Below are 16,532 nucleotides of genomic sequence, written 5' to 3'. Positions count from 1 at the left end.
GCCCGTCGCTCGGATACGCTTGCATGAATATATTGATGGCACTCTCCCAGCTCGAAGTGACGGGAGCTGAGGTCTATGCCACCACGGTCGGTAACGAGCTGACCCGGCGTGGTCACCAGGTTTTCTACGTTTCTGATACTCTGACCAAGCCGACCCTGGGGCCGGTGTTCAAGTTGCGTTTCAACAAGCGCAGCATCTTGCGCCGCTTCTGGCACGTGTTTTACCTCATCTATCTCATCAAGAGGCACCACATCCAGCTGGTGCACGCTCACTCGCGCGCCTCCGGCTGGAGCAGCTATGTGGCCTGCAAGCTGACCGGCACTCCGATGATCACCACGGTGCACGGTCGTCAGCCGGTACACGCTTCGCGCAAGGCCTTCCACGCGCTTGGGCATAAGGCGGTGGCGGTGTGCGAGGATATCGCCCACCAGATCATCGACAACCTGGGGGTGGATCCGGCCAAGGTACAGGTGCTGCGCAACGGCATCGAAACCGACCAGTTCCAGCCCGTGCCGATACCAAACAATCCCAGGCCGGTGATCGCCATCATAGGTCGGCTGAGTGGCCCCAAAGGGGAGCTCTGCTACCGGCTGCTGGACGAGGTACTGGATCTGGACGCCTGTCGGGTGCGAATTGTCAGTGGTACCCGGGTGCCGGAGCGCTTCGCCCGCTTCAAGGACAGGGCCGAGTTTGTCGGCTACGTCGACGATGTCCCCGCCTTGTTGGCGAGCTGCGATCTGGTGATCGGCGCCGGTCGGGTGGCGATGGAAGCGTTGCTCTGTGGTCGTCCTGCCTTCGCCATCGGCGAAGCCAAGGCCATAGGGCTGGTGACCGAGCAGAATCTGGCCGAGGCATTGGCCAGCAACTTCGGCGACATAGGGCCACAGGATCTGGCGATCGACTTCTCCGCCCTGAAGCCGCAGATCGCCGGGGCGTTGGCGAGCAAGACGGTGCCGGAGTCCGTGCGCCAATGCATATTGCAAGAGTATGATCTGCAAGGAGTTGTCACCGGGTTGGAGTCCGTCTACCAGGATGCCGTGGTGGAGACCCTGCGTCGGGAGGTGCCGGTCATCATGTATCATCGCTTCATCGAGCACGACAACGAGAAGGGGGTGCACGGCACCTGGCTGCCCGTCGCCATGTTCGAGAAACACCTGAAACTGATGAAGTGGCTCGGCTACGAGACCCTGACGTTTGCAGATCTGGCGGACAAGGGCTTCATTCACCGACTGCAGTACGGCAAGAAGTACCTGATGATCACCGTCGATGACGGTTATCGGGACAACCTCACCCGCATGCTGCCGCTGCTCGAAAAATATGGTTACAAGGCTGTGGTGTACATAGTGACCGGCGAAGATCACAATCGCTGGGATGTGGAGCACCCGACCCATCCAGACACCCCGGTGGCCTTGATGAATGGTGAGGAAATACGTGCACTGGTTGCCTCCGGGCACGTGGAAATTGGGGGCCATACCCTGACCCATCCACGTCTGAGCACCCTAGTGCCGGAACGGCAGGCCCACGAGATCCGTGCCAACAAGGAGAGGCTGGAGCAACTGCTCGGCCATCCGCTGCTGTCGTTCGCCTACCCCTACGGGGATCTGAATGATGATGCGAAAGCCCAGGCCAGCGCCGCCGGTTATCGCTTTGCGGTCGCTACCAACAGCGGCCCCAGGGCCATGCACCAGGACCCGTTCCAGATCCGCCGGATTGCCATCTTCCCCCGTACCGACGCGTTCGGGCTATGGCGCAAGATCCGGGGTAATTATGTATTTAGGAAGTAAGCATGCTGAGCTTCGAGCGTAGAGATGTGTTATTCAATTTAGTACAGTTATCTGCTTTTCTATTTGGGGCTTTGTCACTGATCACACCGAGTGGCTACTCCTATGGCCCCGCTTTGTTATTGTTCGCTAGTTTTTGTTTCTTTATCAAAACGCCTAAACTAACAAAGTTGCCAACCGAAATGAAACTTATTGGTTTGGTTCTTATTATTTATTTTGTAGTTATGGTCGTATCGGTATGGTTAGATGGTGGGAAGCTAAGTGAAATAGACAGAGCCAGTAGAAGTCTTATGATATTATTCACACTGCCTCTATTGGTTAATGTCCCTGTACGCCTACCAGTATTACTATCTGGTTATAGTGTGGGTGCAATATCTGCTTTTCTTTATGCGCTATATGACAAGTACATATTAGGACTTGAGCGAGCCTTCAGTAACGCAATGCCGATTCAAAGTGGTGATATTGCCATGTCGTTAGGGCTTTTTTGTTTATGTGGTTTTTTCTGGGCACAAAAGAAGAGAAATAATTTATTTTCGCTCTTTATGTTATTAGGAGCCTTAAGTGGTATTGGGGCCAGTTTCCTTTCCGGCTCTCGTGGTGGTTGGGTTTTATTACCGATTATCTTATATACTATATTGATACTGTTTAAGGAAACTATAACGCGTAGAGGTATTGTGCTCATGATGGGGGTTGTTCTTCTTGGCACACTTCTGGTTGTTCAGCCACAATCTGGCGTCACACAACGGATTGAATCTGCACAACAAGATGTCACGCAGTATTTAGATAAGACGAATCTCAATACGTCTTTGGGCATTCGATTTCAGCTATGGCAGAGTGCTTGGTTAAGTTTCATTGATAAACCCCTGTTCGGCTGGGGTAATCATGGGACTCGATTATCGCAAGCCCAACAATTACGGGATGGTGTGATTAGCCAATATATATACGATTTTAATTCGCATGCCCATAACCAATTTCTTGATGACATGGCTAAGCGTGGTGTGATTGGATTGACGGCGTTGCTCATGCTGCTACTTATTCCTGTTGTCATGGTAAAACGAGTTTTGAAACGACCCGATAATGCTGATATACATTGTAGCGCAGTATTGGTGATAGTCACGGCATTCACCTCAATTGATTATTGTTTGAGTCAAGCTTATTTTGGTCATAACTCTGGAATTACATTCTATCTCGCGTCCCTCACGATCGGGTTGTCGGTGGTTTTTGGGAGGAAGAGTGCAGATATATGTAATTAGTTTAACTACATCAGTAGTTCGTCGTGAAAAAATATCTTATGAGTTGAATAAGGTTGGCTTGGATTTTACATTTTTCGATGCCATAAATGGTCTGACTACTGATATAAAAGAATATGATAATGCGAGAAGAATGTGGGAAAAGGGCCATGGATTGACAAGGGGCGAACAAGGATGCTTCGCAAGTCATAAGGCATTATGGTATGAGTGTGCGAGTGCGCATGAGCCATTTTTAATTATGGAGGATGACGTAATATTATCAGATGATTTTTCTGCAGCCATTAATAAGTCAAAATCATTGGCTAATAAATTTGGTTATATTAAATTGGGACATGGTAGTTGTAATAGTCTATTTGGTGTTGGGGCTTGGCTTAATATGCATGATATGGGAGATAGTAAATTTATAGTGAAATATATGAAAGGAAATAGTGGCTCTTATGCATATATTATATCTCCTCTCATGGCATTAAAATTTATATCAACATCCGAGTCATGGTTCTGGCCAGTCGATGATTTTATGACTAAAGAGTATCTTCATCAAGTGGATAATTATGGTGTTGAGCCTCCATTAGTATGGCCAATAGGAAATGATTCGGATATTGGAGATAGAATAAAGCCTGTTTCAAGAACTTTCATTAGTCGGATCAGAAAAGAATATTATAGGACCAAGGATAAATTAGCTAACAATTTATATAATTATGAGTTTTTTATAAAAACAAAGTTGGTTTATATAATGTCATACATTTTATCATATAATAAATAAAAATATTTTTAATTAAATTAGGTGATATATGGAAAATATAATATCGATAGTAATTTTAAACTACAACTCATCACAATATACGATAGATTGTATTGATTCTATATTAGATAGCTCATATAGTAACTATGAAGTAATTATTGTTGACAACAATTCAAAAAGTGAAGATTTCAATATACTATCAAAAAAGATAGAATCCCTTAATAAAGAAAATATATTTCTTGAAAGAAATGATATAAACTTTGGCTTCGCTCTAGGAAATATATTTGGAATTAACAAGGCTCAGGGTAAGTATGTATTTGTTTTAAATAATGATACCTTGATAGATGGAGATGCATTAAACATCCTTCATTGTTTTATGGAATCAAATCCAGATGTGGCATTAAGTATTCCTGCTCAATATAATAGAGATGGATTGTACTCTCCATCATTTGCTTATTTACCTTCAGTTGCAAACCAATGGCTGGGTAATGGTTTTTGTAGAATGTTTTCCCCCAATGAGTATATTAATAGAAAGAAAATATATAGCGATCCATTCCGAGTCCAAATGGGGAGTGGGGCTTCTATGTTTTTTAGAACATCAGATTATTTTAAAGTAGGTGGTTTAGACCCAAACTTCTTTTTATACTGTGAAGAAGAAGATATCTGCATCAGAATGAGAAAGAAAAATATGAAGATTTTCTTTGTTCCTGAAGCAAAGATTGTACATTATGGTGGAGGGAGTACGAATAGAAATGAACAAATTGAAATAGAGTTTTATCGTTCATTATTCTATTTTTTTGATAAAAACTATAATTATGTATCAGCAAAGCTACTTAAAATTAGATTCATTATTAAAGAACTCTTTAAGGCATGTAAGAAACCGTCAAGGTTTTCATTTCTTTTTACCATCCTGAGCAGAACGTCACTGTCATATTCACTTAGGCACCAACAAATAGGCAATAAAATAGTATAAATACAATATCGTTACTGCCAACTGGTAGCCGTCCTTAATAATAATTTTTTCTTGAATTATTTCTAAAAGAAAAAATCTTATTATTTCGAGCTGCTACCTATACTAGGCTGGTAGATTATTTTTGGCATCTAATATTTACAGCTTGTTATTTACAACGTCAATGTTAGTCCATAGTTCGCTCAGCTTTTCCTGTACACTCCGGATCTCCGCTTCTGAGTTTATATTATTGGTATCCACAAACTGATAGCGGGGGTGAGAGACCGGGTTGGCGATGGCCGAGTGACCCAGGGGGGAGACTATGGTCAGCAGCGGTATGTCCAGCGCCTGCGCCATGTGCCGTGGGCCGGTATCGTTGCCGACGAACAGCTGGCAATGGGCGAAGAGCCCCACCAGCTCCCGCACCGAGCGGGTCTGGATCTGATCAAACACACTGGCCCGCAACGGGGCGGGCAGCAGGGGCTTCAGGCCCCGGTTGTACTCCTCTTCCCCCGGCCCGCAGTAGATCAGGATCTGGGCGTCGTGCTCTTCAATCAGCCATTGCGCCACCCGGGCGAAGCAGTCGATGGGCCAGCGTTTGTAGTGGCCGAGGGAGTTGACCCCCATGGCGATCAACGGTCTGGCCGAGTCTATGCCGGCGGCCAGCAGGGTCTCGCGTCCCCGTAGTGTCTCCTCTTCGCTCAGCCAGAGATGGTAGCTGCGATCCTCGTGGGAGAGCTTGAGCGGCTTGAGCAGGGCGAAGCGATCGTCGACCAGGGTGCTGTTGCCCTGATGCTCGGTGTCGTGCCGAAAGCGTACGATCCGGTTGTGACCGAGGCGCCAGGGGAAGGAGTCGAACCCTATCCTCAGCTTGGCCCCCGAGATGAGGCAGGTCAGCAGCCCTATCATCTGGCCCTGGCTGTTGATCACCACGTCATAACGCTCGCGGCGGATCCCCAGCAGCAGCGCCTTCATGTAGCCCCATTCATTGCGACGCGCCTTCTCGATGACGATCAGCTTGTCGATGTTGGGGTTACCCTCCGCCATGCCCGCGCAGTAATCCATGACCAGATAGTGAACTTCCCCGGCGGTGTCATTTTGCTTGAGGTTGTTGCACAGGGCGGTGGAGATCAGCACGTCCCCTATCTGTTTGGTTTGTACGACTAGGTATTTCATGAAGAAGGCCTCAAATGAGGTCATGGTTGAACGACAGTGGAACAGCATATCGCACTCGACCGTCAGATGCTGCCGCGACGGCGTGAAAATCCGATCCGGCGCACTGCGATTGCCTGTATTGCCGGCACGGAGGGCGTCGGCTGGAGCAAGAATGCGGGAGGCGCGACCCGGTTGCCCGCGTCGCGCCTCCCATCAGTCGCGGTGATTCGACATCAGCGCACGATAAGGCCCAGCAGTATGCCGACCACACCGAAGTCGGCATCGCTGAAGGTGGTGTTGGCAAAGCCGAGATCCCCGAGTACCGGCAGCAGGAACACCGGCAGGAAGGTGATCAGCAGGCCGTTGGCGAAGGCGCCAAGCAGGGCGCCGCGGCGGCCACCGGTGGCATTGCCGAACACCCCGGCGGCAGCGCCGACGAAGAAGTGCGGCACCACGCCAGGGATGATGACGGTCAGCCCCAGCAGATAGAGCAGCACCATGCCCAGCAGGCCGGCGGTGAAGCTGGACAGGAAGCCGATCAGCACCGCATTGGGGGCGTAGGGGAACACGATGGGGCAGTCCAGCGCCGGCTTGGCGTTCGGCACCAGTTTGTCGGAGATCCCCTTGAAGGCCGGTACTATTTCGGCGATGACCATGCGCACCCCTTGCAGGATGACGTAGACCCCGGCGGCGAAGGTGATGGACTGCATCAGGGAGAACATGAACCAGTGTTTGCCCTTGGCGACGCTGGAGACGAACTCGGGGCCGGCGAAGGCGGAGGTGATGAGGAAGATGATGCCCATGGTGAAGGAGATGGCCACCGGGGTATCGCGCAGGAACAGCAGGCTCTTGGGTACCTGCACCTCTTCACTGCTGTGGGCCTTGTTGCCAAACTTGGCACCGATCCAGCCGGCCAGAACGTAAGAGATGGTGGAGAAGTGGCCGAGTGCCACGTCATCGGAGCCGGTGATCTGCTTCATGTAGGGGTGGGCGATGGCCGGGAACAGCACCATGGTCACGCCAACCACCAGGCTGCCGACCGCGATCAGCGGAATGCCGCTCATGCCGCCGGCGGAGAGAATGGCCGCGACCATCATCGACATGAACAGGGTGTGATGACCGGTCAGGAAGATGAATTTCCAGGGGGTGAGGCGGGCGATCAGGATGTTCACCAGCATGGCGAAGAACATGATCATTGCCATCTCCTTGCCGAACGACTGCTGGGCGATGGAGACGATGGCCTCGTTGTTGGGGACCACGCCCTTGATGCCGAAGGCATGCTGGAAGATGGTGGCGAAGTCGCCGAGGGAGTTCACCACCAGGGTGGCGCCGGCCCCCAGGATGACGAAGCCCATGATGGTCTTGACCGTGCCCTTGATGCACTCGGTCACCGGTTTCTTCTGGGCTATCAGGCCAATCAGCGCGATCAGGCCGACCAGCACGGCCGGCTCGGACAGCACGTCAAACATCAGAAAATTGAAAAATTCCATGGTCAGCTCCAATCAATGGAAGAAGCGGCCCGCAGGCCGCGTGGTGGATCCTTAGAGTGCACCCAGTTCGCGCAAGGCAACGGAGAGTCGCTCCTTCATGGCCACCTTGTCGACCATGTTGTCCAGTGACACCAGTCGGCCGTTGACCCCCATGCTGGTGAGCTGCTCGGCGATGTCGCGGGTAGCCACGAACATCTCGGCGGTTTCACTGCCGGCGGAGGCGAGATCGCGATGATCCACCTCAGCGGTCACATTCAGCTCCTTGAGGATGCTCTTGATGCTCATCTCCATCATCAGGCTGGTGCCCAGACCATGTCCGCATACAACCAGAATTTTCATTGTCTTTTTCCTCTGTCGGGCGCAGGGCGCCGCTCAGTAACGCGCCAGGATGCGCAGTATGTCGTCTTTGGTGTCGGCTGCGATGATGGCCGCCACGTCTTCTTCATTCATGAACAGCTCGGCCAGCTGGGCGATGGTCTCCACGTGGGAGTTGCTGTCGCTGGCGGCCAGGGTGATCAGCAGCTGGACCGGGTCATTGCCATCGGAATCGAAATTGACCCCTTGCTTGAGCACGGTCAGGCCGAGGCCCAGCCGGTTGACGCCGTCCTCCGGGCGGGCGTGGGGCATGGCGAGGCCGGGGCCCAGCACGTAGTAGGGGCCGAGCTCCTCGTGGGAGCGAAACAGCGCCGCCACATAGGAGGGCTCTATGGTGCCGTTGGCCAGCAGGGGAGTGGTGGCGAGCTCGATGGCATGACGCCAGTCGCGGGCCCCCGCTTCGATGGAAATGACCTCTTCGGTCAGCAATTGAGTCAGCATGGCAATGTCCCGGCTTGATGCAATGGCGCCAATCTAGCGATCCTGCGGCGGGATAACTGTGAGCGGGATCTCGAAAGTTAGCGCTACCAGATAGCGCTAACATTGAACTGTGATAGCGCTATCATTTTCATCTTTAACCGGAGTCATATTGAGCTCTATCTCGTGCCAGGAGGGTAAGATAGGATCCGAGCAAATAGTCAGTGCTGCAGTTTTGCCTTAAAGTGAGTACCCGCATGCCGAGGAAGGGAAAGGATGTCAGAAGTCAAAAAACGCCGTAGCACGGGTCGGGTGACCCTCAACGAGGTGGCCCGGCTGGCCGGGGTGGGGGCCATGACGGTATCGCGCGCCCTGCGTACCCCCGAACTGGTGTCGGACAAGATGCGCGAGCGCATCGAGGCGGCGGTGGATGAACTCGGCTATATCCCCAATCGGGCGGCGGGTGCGCTGGCCTCGGGTACCTCTCATGTCATTCTGGTGATAGTGCCGAGCTTGCTGGATCGCGCTAGTGCTGAATTGATGGCCGGGCTGCAGCCTATGTTGATGAAAGCCGGTTATCAGTTGGTGCTGGGAGACGCCCAACACCTGCGCCAGCAGAGCGAACAGCTGGAGCATCTACTGCAGCACAATCCCGCCGCCGTGATCGTACTGGGCTGCCTTGAGTCGTCGGATGACAAGGCGTTGTTGCGGCAGAGCCGCCTGCCAGTTGTAGAGGTGGGGGCTCTGGTGCCACATCCCATGGATATCTGTGTGGGCGGATCCAATCAGGATGCAGGCTATCGGTTGACCCGCCATCTGATCGAGCGGGGTTATCGCAATATCGGTTTTCTGTGCGCTCGCCAGGAGCAGTGGATGCTGCAACAGCGGATGCGTGGCTGGCAACAGGCGATGCTGGAGAGCTATTTGTCGCCGGATATGGTTATTAATACTTCGGAGGCCCCCAGTTTCAGCACGGGTGCGGCCATGTTGGGGGAGTTTTTGCTGCGCTGGCCCGAGCTGGATGCGCTGGTCTGTGTCAACGACGAGCTGGCGGCGGGCGTGCTATTTGAATGCCAGCGGCGGCACCTGAGTGTGCCTAGCAAGTTGGCCATCGCCGGTTTCGATAATTCCGACGTAGCGAAGGCCTGTTATCCTGCGCTGACTTCGGTACATATCCCTTATCGTAAAATGGGCAGCATGGCTGCCGAAATGGTCCTGCGTAAATTGGCTGGCGAGGAACTACAAGAGTGTACCGAGACCCTCGAGTTTCAATTGCACAAGCGTCAAAGCACCTGATTCATGACTACAAAACAGCGAGAAGCAAGCATGTTCAAGGCTCTGTTACTGGAAAACCAGGATGGCAAGACGGTCCCGACGCTCACCCAACTGACGGCGAGCCAACTGCCGGAAGGGGAAGTGCGGGTGGCGGTGAGTTACAGCTCGATCAACTACAAGGATGGCTTGGCCATCACCGGCAAGGGCAGGATAGTGCGCCAATGGCCGCTGGTGCCCGGCATCGACTTCGCCGGGACCGTGCTGGAATCCGCCGATCCTCGTTACCAAGCGGGCGACAAAGTCGTGCTGACCGGCTGGGGCGTGGGCGAGGGCCATTGGGGCGGCATGGCCGAGCAGGCGCGGGTCAAGGCGGACTGGCTGGTGCCGCTGCCGGCCGGGCTGAATGAGCGCCAGGCCATGTGCATCGGCACCGCCGGCCTCACCGCCATGCTGTGCGTGCTGGCGCTGGAGGAGGCGGGAGTGACCCCGCAGAGCGGCGAGATCCTGGTGACGGGCGCCGCCGGTGGCGTGGGTTCCACCGCCGTGGCCCTGCTGGCCGCGCTGGGTTATCAAGTCGCGGCCCTGACCGGTCGTCCCGAAGAGCAGGGCGAGATGCTGAGGGCGCTCGGCGCCAGTCGCATAGTGCCGCGCAGCGAACTGCTGGAACCCGCCAAGCCGCTGGAGAAGCAGCTGTGGGCCGGTGCCATCGACACCGTCGGCAGCCAGGTGCTGGCCAAGCTGCTGGCCCAGATGAACTACGGTGGCGCCGTGGCGGCGTGCGGGTTGGCGGGGGGCTTCGATCTGCCCACCAGCGTCATGCCCTTCATCCTGCGCAATGTGCGCCTGCAGGGGGTGGATTCGGTGATGTGTCCGCTGGCCCGCCGCCAGCAGGCTTGGGCACGGCTGGCCCGCGACCTGCCCGCCAGCTTCTTCGAACGGGCGGTGACCGAGATCGGGCTGGATCAGGTGGTCGCTGCGGCGGAGGCGATCACCCAGGGTCAGGTCGCTGGCCGCACCCTGATAAAGCTCTGATCGGAACCACTGGCGAGCCCCATGTTTCTGGATAGACTTTGAAGGCCGGTGCACTATCCAAGGAGAATGAGCATGGGTGAACAGACGCCGGATTACGAGCTCGACGATGATTGGGAGCCGGAATCCTGGGAAGACGAGCTGGAGGAGCTGGATGACGAGGGCTGGCAAGACTTTGACTCTCTCGACGATCAGTAAATCACGGTGAAGCAGACGGGCGGGCCCAGGGGCCCGCCCGATTTATTTTGTGTATTCAGCGGGATGCGACTTGGTGGGGGAGGATCGGGCTGGTTAGAATGAACTGCTCAAATGGCGCTGTGAGAAGGCCATCCCGCGCCACGGAACGGATAACCAGCGTCAAGAACGCTCAAGGATGATTATGCGATCACTCGTCATCATGCTGTGTGCCACCCTGCTCGGGGGCTGCGTCTCCAATTCGGACGATCCCTGCGAGAAGGTATGGAGCGATGTGGGAGAGGGCGACGGCAAGCTGGGCTTCACCGCCGATCGGGTGGAATTCCATCAGACCCAGTGCGGGGACAAGGTGGATGTCGCCATGTGGCAGCAGGGTCGCCAGAAGGGGCTGGCCTGGTATTGCCGCCCCGAGCACCTCTATCTGGCCGGTCGCTCCGGGGAGGAGTACCGCGGCGTTTGCCCCAATGACGTGCAGGCCCGTCGCCTGTTCGAGCAGGGGCGCCAGGGTTGGACCGATCAGTGAGGCCCCACAAGCTGGGTTAATTGTATGGAAAAAGTTCTCAGTATTGATGTAGACGCCACAGTGGCCATGATTGCTGCACTCATCGCCGCATGTTCAGCGTTATATGCTCGCCGATCTGCGAAGGAAGCCAAGCGGGCCAATGACATAGGTCGTCTGAATGCTTTGCTCTCCCTCAGACAGCACTATCTCGAACTGCTGCGGCATCAGGAGGTTATGGCGAAACAGTTGGAACACATTCCCAGTGGCTTGAGGTCTGTCAGAGAGACATACGCGGATTTGGACTCGAAATTGCGCCAAGTGACCGCCGAGCTCGACTTGTACCATCCCAAGGTGGTGAAGAACAAGCTGTGACGCCGTGTTAGGCGGCGGTCAACTAAGCGACTTAATCTATTGGTTTTACTCTTCTTTTTTCAGCCGCAGCGGCTGGCACAGATACTGTTTGTCGTTGGCGCTGCGGGCACATTTGCCGCACACGAACTTGGGCTTCTTGACTATCTTGCGCAGTGCCTTGATCTCTAAGGGGATCTCGTGACGGCGCCATTCACACAGTGTCTTGTGGCCCATGACGATGACTTCCTCGACAACGAATGGAGTGAATGAGATGAGCAAGGTGCCTGTCGGCACGGCGCTCATCCCTCGTTACTGGTACAGATACTTGGTAAAGATGAGCTCGCGCACCGCCTTCTTGCCTGTCTCCTTCACCAGCAGCTCGTTGACCCGGGTCTCGCACTCCTTGCGCAGCTCTTCCCGGCTCGCCAGCGACTTGATCTGATCGCCGGTCTTGCTGCCAATCAGGCGAATGATGGCGTCGCGGATCAGTGGGTCATGCTGCTCCAGCAGCTTGAGATCGGCGGCATTCTCGGCCATCAGCTGCACCGTCACCCGCACATAGCCCAAGGTTTTGCCATCGCCAAGGTAATTGGTGATGATGTCCGGATCCAGCGCATGATAGGCAAATCCCGGCTTGGCGGCGGTGGCTGCCGGATCGGCTGCGGGCTCCTCGGCGGAGGAGGCTTGGGCATTCAATACGGTACAGCTCAGCAATAACATCAGCAGAACATTGACGATCTTCATCTAGATGGCTCGGCAGCGACGGATGCCCCATTTTTGATGCTGTCATCGGGGCCGTCAAGCACGGATGTTCTTACAATTCTCCATTGATTTACGGATAATAAACCGGATTTTAACCTGACAACGGAAATCTCCGGATGGTGAAGCTGTGAAGTCCGAGTTGACTGTTCCCCTCATCCAGCTCGCGCCGTGGCGAGCTCCCGAGCAGTGCGAGCCGCCCGAGGCGCTGCGTCCCTGGCTGCTGGAAGCCGATTCCATGACCCGTCGGCTGCGTCGCTACAATCGCCAGCTGTCGGTACAACTGCTGGGCAATCGCCAGGTATCGCTCGGCGCGGACGAGCAGGCGCTGGTGGCTGCCGACTCTCCTCAGGGGCTGTGCCGCGAGGTGATACTGCACGGCGACAACGGCCCGGCCATCCTGGGCTGGACCCTGTTTGCCGAGGCGGCATTGCAGGGTGGTGGTTTACAGGATCTGGGTGAGCAGCCATTGGGTGAACGGATCTTTGGTAGCGAGCCTGCCAGGCGAGATCATCTGCTGCTGGCCTGCTTCGAAATTGCGACCAACCCCTGGTGCCCGACCGCCATCGTCTGGGGGCGTCGCTCCCGTCTGTATCTGGGGCCGTGGCCTTTGCTGGTCCACGAACTCTTCCTGCCCTCGCTATCGTCCAACCCGCGGCCATTGAATAAGGAGCCAGAGTGAAGCTGTTAACCAAGGAGCGGGGACTGGCCTATGTGCAGTTGGCCCGCATCGACAAGCCCATCGGCACCCTGCTGCTGCTGTGGCCGACCCTGTGGGCACTCTGGCTGGCGGCCGGTGGCCTGCCGGATCCCTGGATCCTGATCGTGTTCCTGGTGGGGGTGTTTCTGATGCGCTCCGCCGGTTGCGTCATCAATGACTATGCGGACCGCAACTTCGACGGCCACGTGAAGCGTACCGCCGGGCGGCCACTGCCCATGGGCAAGGTCAAACCCCGTGAGGTGCTGACGTTGTTCGCCGTGCTGGCGCTCATCTCGTTCGCCCTGGTGTTGACCCTGAACCCGCTCACCATCGGGCTGTCGTTTGCCGGTCTGCTGCTGGCGGTCTGCTACCCCTTCATGAAGCGCTTCATTCCGATACCGCAGCTGGTGCTGGGGATGGCCTTCTCCTGGTCGATCCCCATGGCCTATGCGGCCCAGGCTGATGCGTTGCCACCGGTGGCCTGGCTGCTGTTTCTCGCCAACCTGTTGTGGACCATCGCCTACGATACCCAGTACGCCATGGTGGACAGGGACGATGACCTCAAGCTCGGCCTGAAATCGAGCGCCATCCTGTTTGGTCGCCAGGACAAGCGGATCATCGGCGTGCTGCAGCTGGCGACCCTGCTGATCCTGCTGCTGGTGGGCCAGCTGATGGCGCTTGGCTCGGGTTACTACTGGGGCTTGCTGGGGGCGGGGGCGCTGTTCGTCTATCAGCAGCGACTGATCCGGGAGCGGCAGCGGGAAGCCTGCTTCAAGGCGTTTCTCAACAACAACTATGTGGGGGCGCTGGTGCTGCTCGGGGTGGCGAGTCACTACCTCTGAGTCAAGTCGGCGGGTCCACAGTGCTTCCCGCGCCATGGCGAGCAACCGTTGTGAAAAAGGCCGCATTCTTATGCGGCCTTTTTATGTGTGGTGATGCCTTGTCTGCGATCCGTCATGACCGATGATCGGCCTCTCTGGCGTGGCGGTTTTTTACTGCTGAGCCGCGTTCATCGCAAGCTTAGGAGCGGCTGCCTGCTTCTATGGTGCGGCGGATCTTGGTGCTCAGCAGCGGCACTATGTTGTCGGCCAGTGCCTGGAAGCGGCCGAGATCCGGTTTGCAGCCCGTATCCAGATAGCCTTCGCTGCGCAAGGAGTGGATCAGGGTGCTGAACAGCTTCTGGTCGAAGAACTCGGGGGCGTTGATGCCGTGCAGGGTGCCGAGGCGCTCCGCCATCATCAGGCCGTCCGCTTCCAGTTGCTCCGCCTCGATATAGGGCTGGGCCAGTACCCGGGTCAGCACGATGGCGTAGCGTTGCAGTGTCTCCTGGATGCTCTCGGCCAGCAGCAACAGCCGCATCTGGTTGCCTGGGTTGACCCAATGGCCACCCTCGCGCTCCTCAATCAACTGCTGCCGTTGCAGCTCCCTCAGCAGGGCATCGATCAGCGCCGGCAGTTCCTCCTCCTGGTAGCGCAGGAACAGCTCTGTCTTGAGCAAGGGGTAGATGTCGACGCAGCGGGCGACGATCTCGCCGCGGGAGATCCCCTCGCAGCGCTCGATCAAGGCCGCCACCAGGGAGGGCAGGGCGAACAGGTGCAGGATGTTGTTGCGGTAGTAGGTCAGCAGGATCGCCTGATAGCGATCCAGACTGACTATCTGGCCGAGCTTGTCCTCGCTCACCTCGAACTTGTTGAGCTCCATCGCCTGATCCAGCAGGGTGCGGGCATCCTCGTCCGGCAGGGTGCTGTGCGGGCTGTAGGGCACCTGCTTGAGCAAGTCCAGATAGGTGTTGAGCTGCGCCTGCAACTCATCACGGGTCAGGGCGTGGCGCTCGGCAGCCAGCAGCGCCAGTGCGCTCAGGGTCAGGCCATTGACGGCGGCCGCATCGTTGATGCGGGTCATCAGCAATTCGGCCAGCCGGTTGACGGTGGGCGCCATCCAGTCGGGGCGCTCCTCCTGGCCGATGCTCTCCTTCCAGTGCGGGACCTGCTCACTGAGGTAGCTGTTGAGGGTCAACGGCTCGCCGAAGTTGACGAAGCCCCGGCCGTAGTTGCGCAGCTTGCGCAAGATGCCGAGCACCTGCAGGAAGCTCTCTTTCTCCTTGCGGCTGCCCTTGAGCTCGTTGTGATAGGTGTTCACCTCCATCACATGCTCGTAGCCCAGATAGACCGGAACCAGGGTCACCGGCCTGTCCAGCCCGCGCATCATGGCCTGCAGAGTCATGGCCAGCATCCCGGTCTTGGGAGGCAGCAGGCGGCCGGTGCGCGAGCGTCCCCCTTCGGTGAAGAACTCCACCGAGTAGCCCTTGGCGAACAGCAGGTTCAGGTACTCGCGAAACACCGTGCTGTAGAGCGGGTTGCCCTTGAAGGTGCGGCGGATGAAGAAGGCGCCGCCGTGGCGGAAGATGGGGCCCGCCGGCCAGAAGTTGAGGTTGATGCCGGCCGCGATGTGAGGTGGCACCATGCCCTGGTGATAGATGACATAGGAGAGCAGCAGGTAGTCCATGTGGCTGCGATGGCAGGGCACGTAGACTATCTCGTGGCCTTCCTGTGCCAGTTGGCGCACCTTTTCGGCACCGTTGACCGACAGGCCGCGGTAGAGCTTGTTCCACAACCAGCCGAGGAAGGTCTCGCCGAGCCGGATCAGCCGGAAGGAGAAATTGGAGGCGATCTCGTCCATGTAGCCGTGTGCGCGCTTCTGCGCCTTCTCCAGGCTGATTCCCTCGCGCTGCGCCTCTTCCTCGATGGCCTGCTGGATCACGCTCGAATCCAGCAACTGCTTGAACAACAGGTTGCGGTTGGGCAGCTTGGGGCCGGTTGCCGCCAGTTGCTGGCGGCTGAAATGAGTGCGGGCCACCCGCGCCAGCTTGTGGGCGATAGCCTCGTCGGTACCGTGCTTGTCTGCCATATGACGCAGGGAGAGCGGCGGGGAGAAGCGCACCAGGTTCTCGCGCCCCTTGAGGATCACGATCAGTGCCTTCTTGAGCCGGTTTGGCGCCAGGCTGCTGATGATGTTCCAGCCGGAGGCTTCTTCGCCCTCGCGGCCAGGGGCGCGACCCCAGAACAGGGTGACGGGGACGACCTGGATATCCAGCGCCGGATCCTGCTTGTGCAGATCCAGCAACTGATGAAATTCTTGCAAGAAGGGGAGCGGTTTGGTGCGTTTGCCAAACAGGGGCGGTGGCCGATCCAGGCAGACATAGCGCGGCAGCAATTGGCCGCCCAGTTCCAGCGGGGTGAAGGGGCCGGGCAGGCCGAGATCCTCGCAGCACTGCTGCAGGGTCATCAGATCGGTGATCGAGCTGGTCTTCAGGGCATAGACAATGGGTCTGGCCGGGTCCAGATCCAGTTCCGTAATGGGGTTTTCCGGCAGGCTCTTGTGATTGACCAAGAAGCTGACCGGCCATTGCAGGATGGCTCTGGAAATGTTCTGTCCGATGGACATGGGTGTCTGCTCTCCAAAAAAATGCGGCGTGAGCATAACAAATCACCGCTGGCTTGTCGCCGAGAGGTAGGATGAGTGCCTGTGCAGGATCAAGAATGCGCCATTTTGCGAGAAGCAG

Annotated in this window: 18 protein-coding genes; 11 read left to right on the top strand and 7 right to left on the bottom strand. The window is 56.2% G+C overall.

Annotation, left to right across the window (positions count from 1 at the left end):
* Positions 1–23: 23 nt before the first annotated feature.
* From ACZ9IL_RS17375 to ACZ9IL_RS17360, 4 genes are read left to right on the top strand one after another with little or no spacing between them, the layout of a single operon-like run.
* Positions 24–1,784 carry a bifunctional glycosyltransferase family 4 protein/polysaccharide deacetylase gene (locus ACZ9IL_RS17375; protein ID WP_476004598.1) on the top strand — a complete coding sequence of 587 codons (1,761 nt, stop codon included), beginning with the start codon at positions 24–26 and terminating at the stop codon, positions 1,782–1,784.
* Between the two features lie 2 nt (positions 1,785–1,786).
* The gene (locus ACZ9IL_RS17370) at positions 1,787–3,034 is read left to right on the top strand and encodes an O-antigen ligase family protein (RefSeq protein WP_476004597.1); all 1,248 of its coding nucleotides are present in this window, start codon (positions 1,787–1,789) and stop codon (positions 3,032–3,034) included.
* Positions 3,015–3,794, top strand: a complete 780-nt coding sequence (locus ACZ9IL_RS17365; RefSeq protein ID WP_476004596.1) for a glycosyltransferase family 25 protein — start codon at positions 3,015–3,017, stop codon at positions 3,792–3,794. The genes ACZ9IL_RS17370 and ACZ9IL_RS17365 overlap by 20 nt, the downstream gene beginning before the upstream one ends.
* Positions 3,795–3,822: 28 nt before the next feature.
* On the top strand, positions 3,823–4,746 hold the full coding sequence (locus ACZ9IL_RS17360) for a glycosyltransferase family 2 protein (protein WP_476004595.1): 924 nt from the start codon (positions 3,823–3,825) through the stop codon (positions 4,744–4,746).
* A gap of 135 nt (positions 4,747–4,881) precedes the next feature.
* On the opposite strand, the gene ACZ9IL_RS17355 is transcribed toward ACZ9IL_RS17360, so the two are convergent.
* The 4 genes from ACZ9IL_RS17355 to ACZ9IL_RS17340 all read right to left on the bottom strand — a co-directional run bounded on the left by ACZ9IL_RS17355 (position 4,882) and on the right by ACZ9IL_RS17340 (position 8,183).
* The gene (locus ACZ9IL_RS17355) at positions 4,882–5,898 is read right to left on the bottom strand and encodes a glycosyltransferase family 9 protein (RefSeq protein ID WP_476004594.1); all 1,017 of its coding nucleotides are present in this window, start codon (positions 5,896–5,898) and stop codon (positions 4,882–4,884) included.
* Positions 5,899–6,110: 212 nt separating this feature from the next.
* The gene (locus tag ACZ9IL_RS17350; protein ID WP_476004593.1) at positions 6,111–7,367 is read right to left on the bottom strand and encodes a PTS ascorbate transporter subunit IIC; all 1,257 of its coding nucleotides are present in this window, start codon (positions 7,365–7,367) and stop codon (positions 6,111–6,113) included.
* Between the two features lie 51 nt (positions 7,368–7,418).
* Positions 7,419–7,706 carry a PTS sugar transporter subunit IIB gene (locus ACZ9IL_RS17345; RefSeq protein ID WP_476004592.1) on the bottom strand — a complete coding sequence of 96 codons (288 nt, stop codon included), beginning with the start codon at positions 7,704–7,706 and terminating at the stop codon, positions 7,419–7,421.
* A gap of 33 nt (positions 7,707–7,739) precedes the next feature.
* The gene (locus tag ACZ9IL_RS17340) at positions 7,740–8,183 is read right to left on the bottom strand and encodes a PTS sugar transporter subunit IIA (protein WP_476004591.1); all 444 of its coding nucleotides are present in this window, start codon (positions 8,181–8,183) and stop codon (positions 7,740–7,742) included.
* 252 nt (positions 8,184–8,435) lie between these two features.
* Here ACZ9IL_RS17340 and ACZ9IL_RS17335 point away from each other — a divergent pair, with 252 nt between their 5' ends.
* The 5 genes from ACZ9IL_RS17335 to ACZ9IL_RS17315 all read left to right on the top strand — a co-directional run bounded on the left by ACZ9IL_RS17335 (position 8,436) and on the right by ACZ9IL_RS17315 (position 11,532).
* The gene (locus tag ACZ9IL_RS17335) at positions 8,436–9,455 is read left to right on the top strand and encodes a LacI family DNA-binding transcriptional regulator (RefSeq protein ID WP_476004590.1); all 1,020 of its coding nucleotides are present in this window, start codon (positions 8,436–8,438) and stop codon (positions 9,453–9,455) included.
* Positions 9,456–9,485: 30 nt separating this feature from the next.
* Positions 9,486–10,466: an acrylyl-CoA reductase (NADPH) gene (gene acuI / locus ACZ9IL_RS17330; RefSeq protein WP_476004589.1), complete on the top strand. Its 981-nt coding sequence runs from the start codon at positions 9,486–9,488 to the stop codon at positions 10,464–10,466.
* A gap of 72 nt (positions 10,467–10,538) precedes the next feature.
* On the top strand, positions 10,539–10,661 hold the full coding sequence (locus tag ACZ9IL_RS17325; RefSeq protein WP_269429039.1) for a hypothetical protein: 123 nt from the start codon (positions 10,539–10,541) through the stop codon (positions 10,659–10,661).
* 175 nt (positions 10,662–10,836) lie between these two features.
* Entirely contained in the window at positions 10,837–11,181 is a 345-nt protein-coding gene (locus ACZ9IL_RS17320; protein ID WP_476004588.1) for a DUF2799 domain-containing protein, read from the top strand.
* A gap of 24 nt (positions 11,182–11,205) precedes the next feature.
* A complete protein-coding gene (locus ACZ9IL_RS17315) occupies positions 11,206–11,532 on the top strand; it encodes a hypothetical protein (protein ID WP_476004587.1) in 327 nt (108 codons plus the stop codon).
* Between the two features lie 45 nt (positions 11,533–11,577).
* Here the strand turns inward: ACZ9IL_RS17315 and ACZ9IL_RS17310 are convergent, their stop codons facing one another.
* Together ACZ9IL_RS17310 and ACZ9IL_RS17305 are read right to left on the bottom strand one after the other, a co-directional pair.
* Positions 11,578–11,745, bottom strand: coding sequence for a hypothetical protein (locus ACZ9IL_RS17310; protein ID WP_476004586.1), 168 nt, complete (start codon positions 11,743–11,745; stop codon positions 11,578–11,580).
* 75 nt (positions 11,746–11,820) lie between these two features.
* Positions 11,821–12,255: a flagellar basal body-associated FliL family protein gene (locus ACZ9IL_RS17305; RefSeq protein ID WP_476004585.1), complete on the bottom strand. Its 435-nt coding sequence runs from the start codon at positions 12,253–12,255 to the stop codon at positions 11,821–11,823.
* Between the two features lie 145 nt (positions 12,256–12,400).
* Here ACZ9IL_RS17305 and ACZ9IL_RS17300 point away from each other — a divergent pair, with 145 nt between their 5' ends.
* On the top strand, positions 12,401–12,952 hold the full coding sequence (locus ACZ9IL_RS17300; protein ID WP_476004584.1) for a chorismate--pyruvate lyase family protein: 552 nt from the start codon (positions 12,401–12,403) through the stop codon (positions 12,950–12,952).
* Entirely contained in the window at positions 12,949–13,812 is an 864-nt protein-coding gene (ubiA, locus tag ACZ9IL_RS17295; RefSeq protein ID WP_476004583.1) for a 4-hydroxybenzoate octaprenyltransferase, read from the top strand. Before ACZ9IL_RS17300 ends, ubiA begins: the two co-directional genes overlap by 4 nt.
* Before the next feature lie 178 nt (positions 13,813–13,990).
* Here ubiA and plsB read toward each other — a convergent pair whose 3' ends face one another.
* Positions 13,991–16,414, bottom strand: a complete 2,424-nt coding sequence (plsB, locus tag ACZ9IL_RS17290; RefSeq protein ID WP_476004582.1) for a glycerol-3-phosphate 1-O-acyltransferase PlsB — start codon at positions 16,412–16,414, stop codon at positions 13,991–13,993.
* Positions 16,415–16,532: the final 118 nt, after the last annotated feature.

The sequence above is a fragment of the Aeromonas sp. TECH754 genome, assembly GCF_056279295.1.
This window is presented reverse-complemented; position numbering and strand designations above follow the sequence as displayed.

What these genes read in the sequence shown, in the direction of transcription:
- ACZ9IL_RS17375 (WP_476004598.1), top strand. Translation starts at nt 24, where the DNA reads ATGAATATATTGATGGCACTCTCCCAGCTCGAAGTGACGGGAGCTGAG.
- ACZ9IL_RS17370 (WP_476004597.1), top strand. Translation starts at nt 1,787, where the DNA reads ATGCTGAGCTTCGAGCGTAGAGATGTGTTATTCAATTTAGTACAGTTA.
- ACZ9IL_RS17360 (WP_476004595.1), top strand. Translation starts at nt 3,823, where the DNA reads ATGGAAAATATAATATCGATAGTAATTTTAAACTACAACTCATCACAA.
- ACZ9IL_RS17355 (WP_476004594.1), bottom strand. Translation starts at nt 5,898, where the DNA reads ATGAAATACCTAGTCGTACAAACCAAACAGATAGGGGACGTGCTGATC.
- ACZ9IL_RS17350 (WP_476004593.1), bottom strand. Translation starts at nt 7,367, where the DNA reads ATGGAATTTTTCAATTTTCTGATGTTTGACGTGCTGTCCGAGCCGGCC.
- ACZ9IL_RS17345 (WP_476004592.1), bottom strand. Translation starts at nt 7,706, where the DNA reads ATGAAAATTCTGGTTGTATGCGGACATGGTCTGGGCACCAGCCTGATG.
- ACZ9IL_RS17340 (WP_476004591.1), bottom strand. Translation starts at nt 8,183, where the DNA reads ATGCTGACTCAATTGCTGACCGAAGAGGTCATTTCCATCGAAGCGGGG.
- ACZ9IL_RS17335 (WP_476004590.1), top strand. Translation starts at nt 8,436, where the DNA reads ATGTCAGAAGTCAAAAAACGCCGTAGCACGGGTCGGGTGACCCTCAAC.
- acuI (WP_476004589.1), top strand. Translation starts at nt 9,486, where the DNA reads ATGTTCAAGGCTCTGTTACTGGAAAACCAGGATGGCAAGACGGTCCCG.
- ACZ9IL_RS17325 (WP_269429039.1), top strand. Translation starts at nt 10,539, where the DNA reads ATGGGTGAACAGACGCCGGATTACGAGCTCGACGATGATTGGGAGCCG.
- ACZ9IL_RS17320 (WP_476004588.1), top strand. Translation starts at nt 10,837, where the DNA reads ATGATTATGCGATCACTCGTCATCATGCTGTGTGCCACCCTGCTCGGG.
- ACZ9IL_RS17315 (WP_476004587.1), top strand. Translation starts at nt 11,206, where the DNA reads ATGGAAAAAGTTCTCAGTATTGATGTAGACGCCACAGTGGCCATGATT.
- ACZ9IL_RS17310 (WP_476004586.1), bottom strand. Translation starts at nt 11,745, where the DNA reads ATGGGCCACAAGACACTGTGTGAATGGCGCCGTCACGAGATCCCCTTA.
- ACZ9IL_RS17305 (WP_476004585.1), bottom strand. Translation starts at nt 12,255, where the DNA reads ATGAAGATCGTCAATGTTCTGCTGATGTTATTGCTGAGCTGTACCGTA.
- plsB (WP_476004582.1), bottom strand. Translation starts at nt 16,414, where the DNA reads ATGTCCATCGGACAGAACATTTCCAGAGCCATCCTGCAATGGCCGGTC.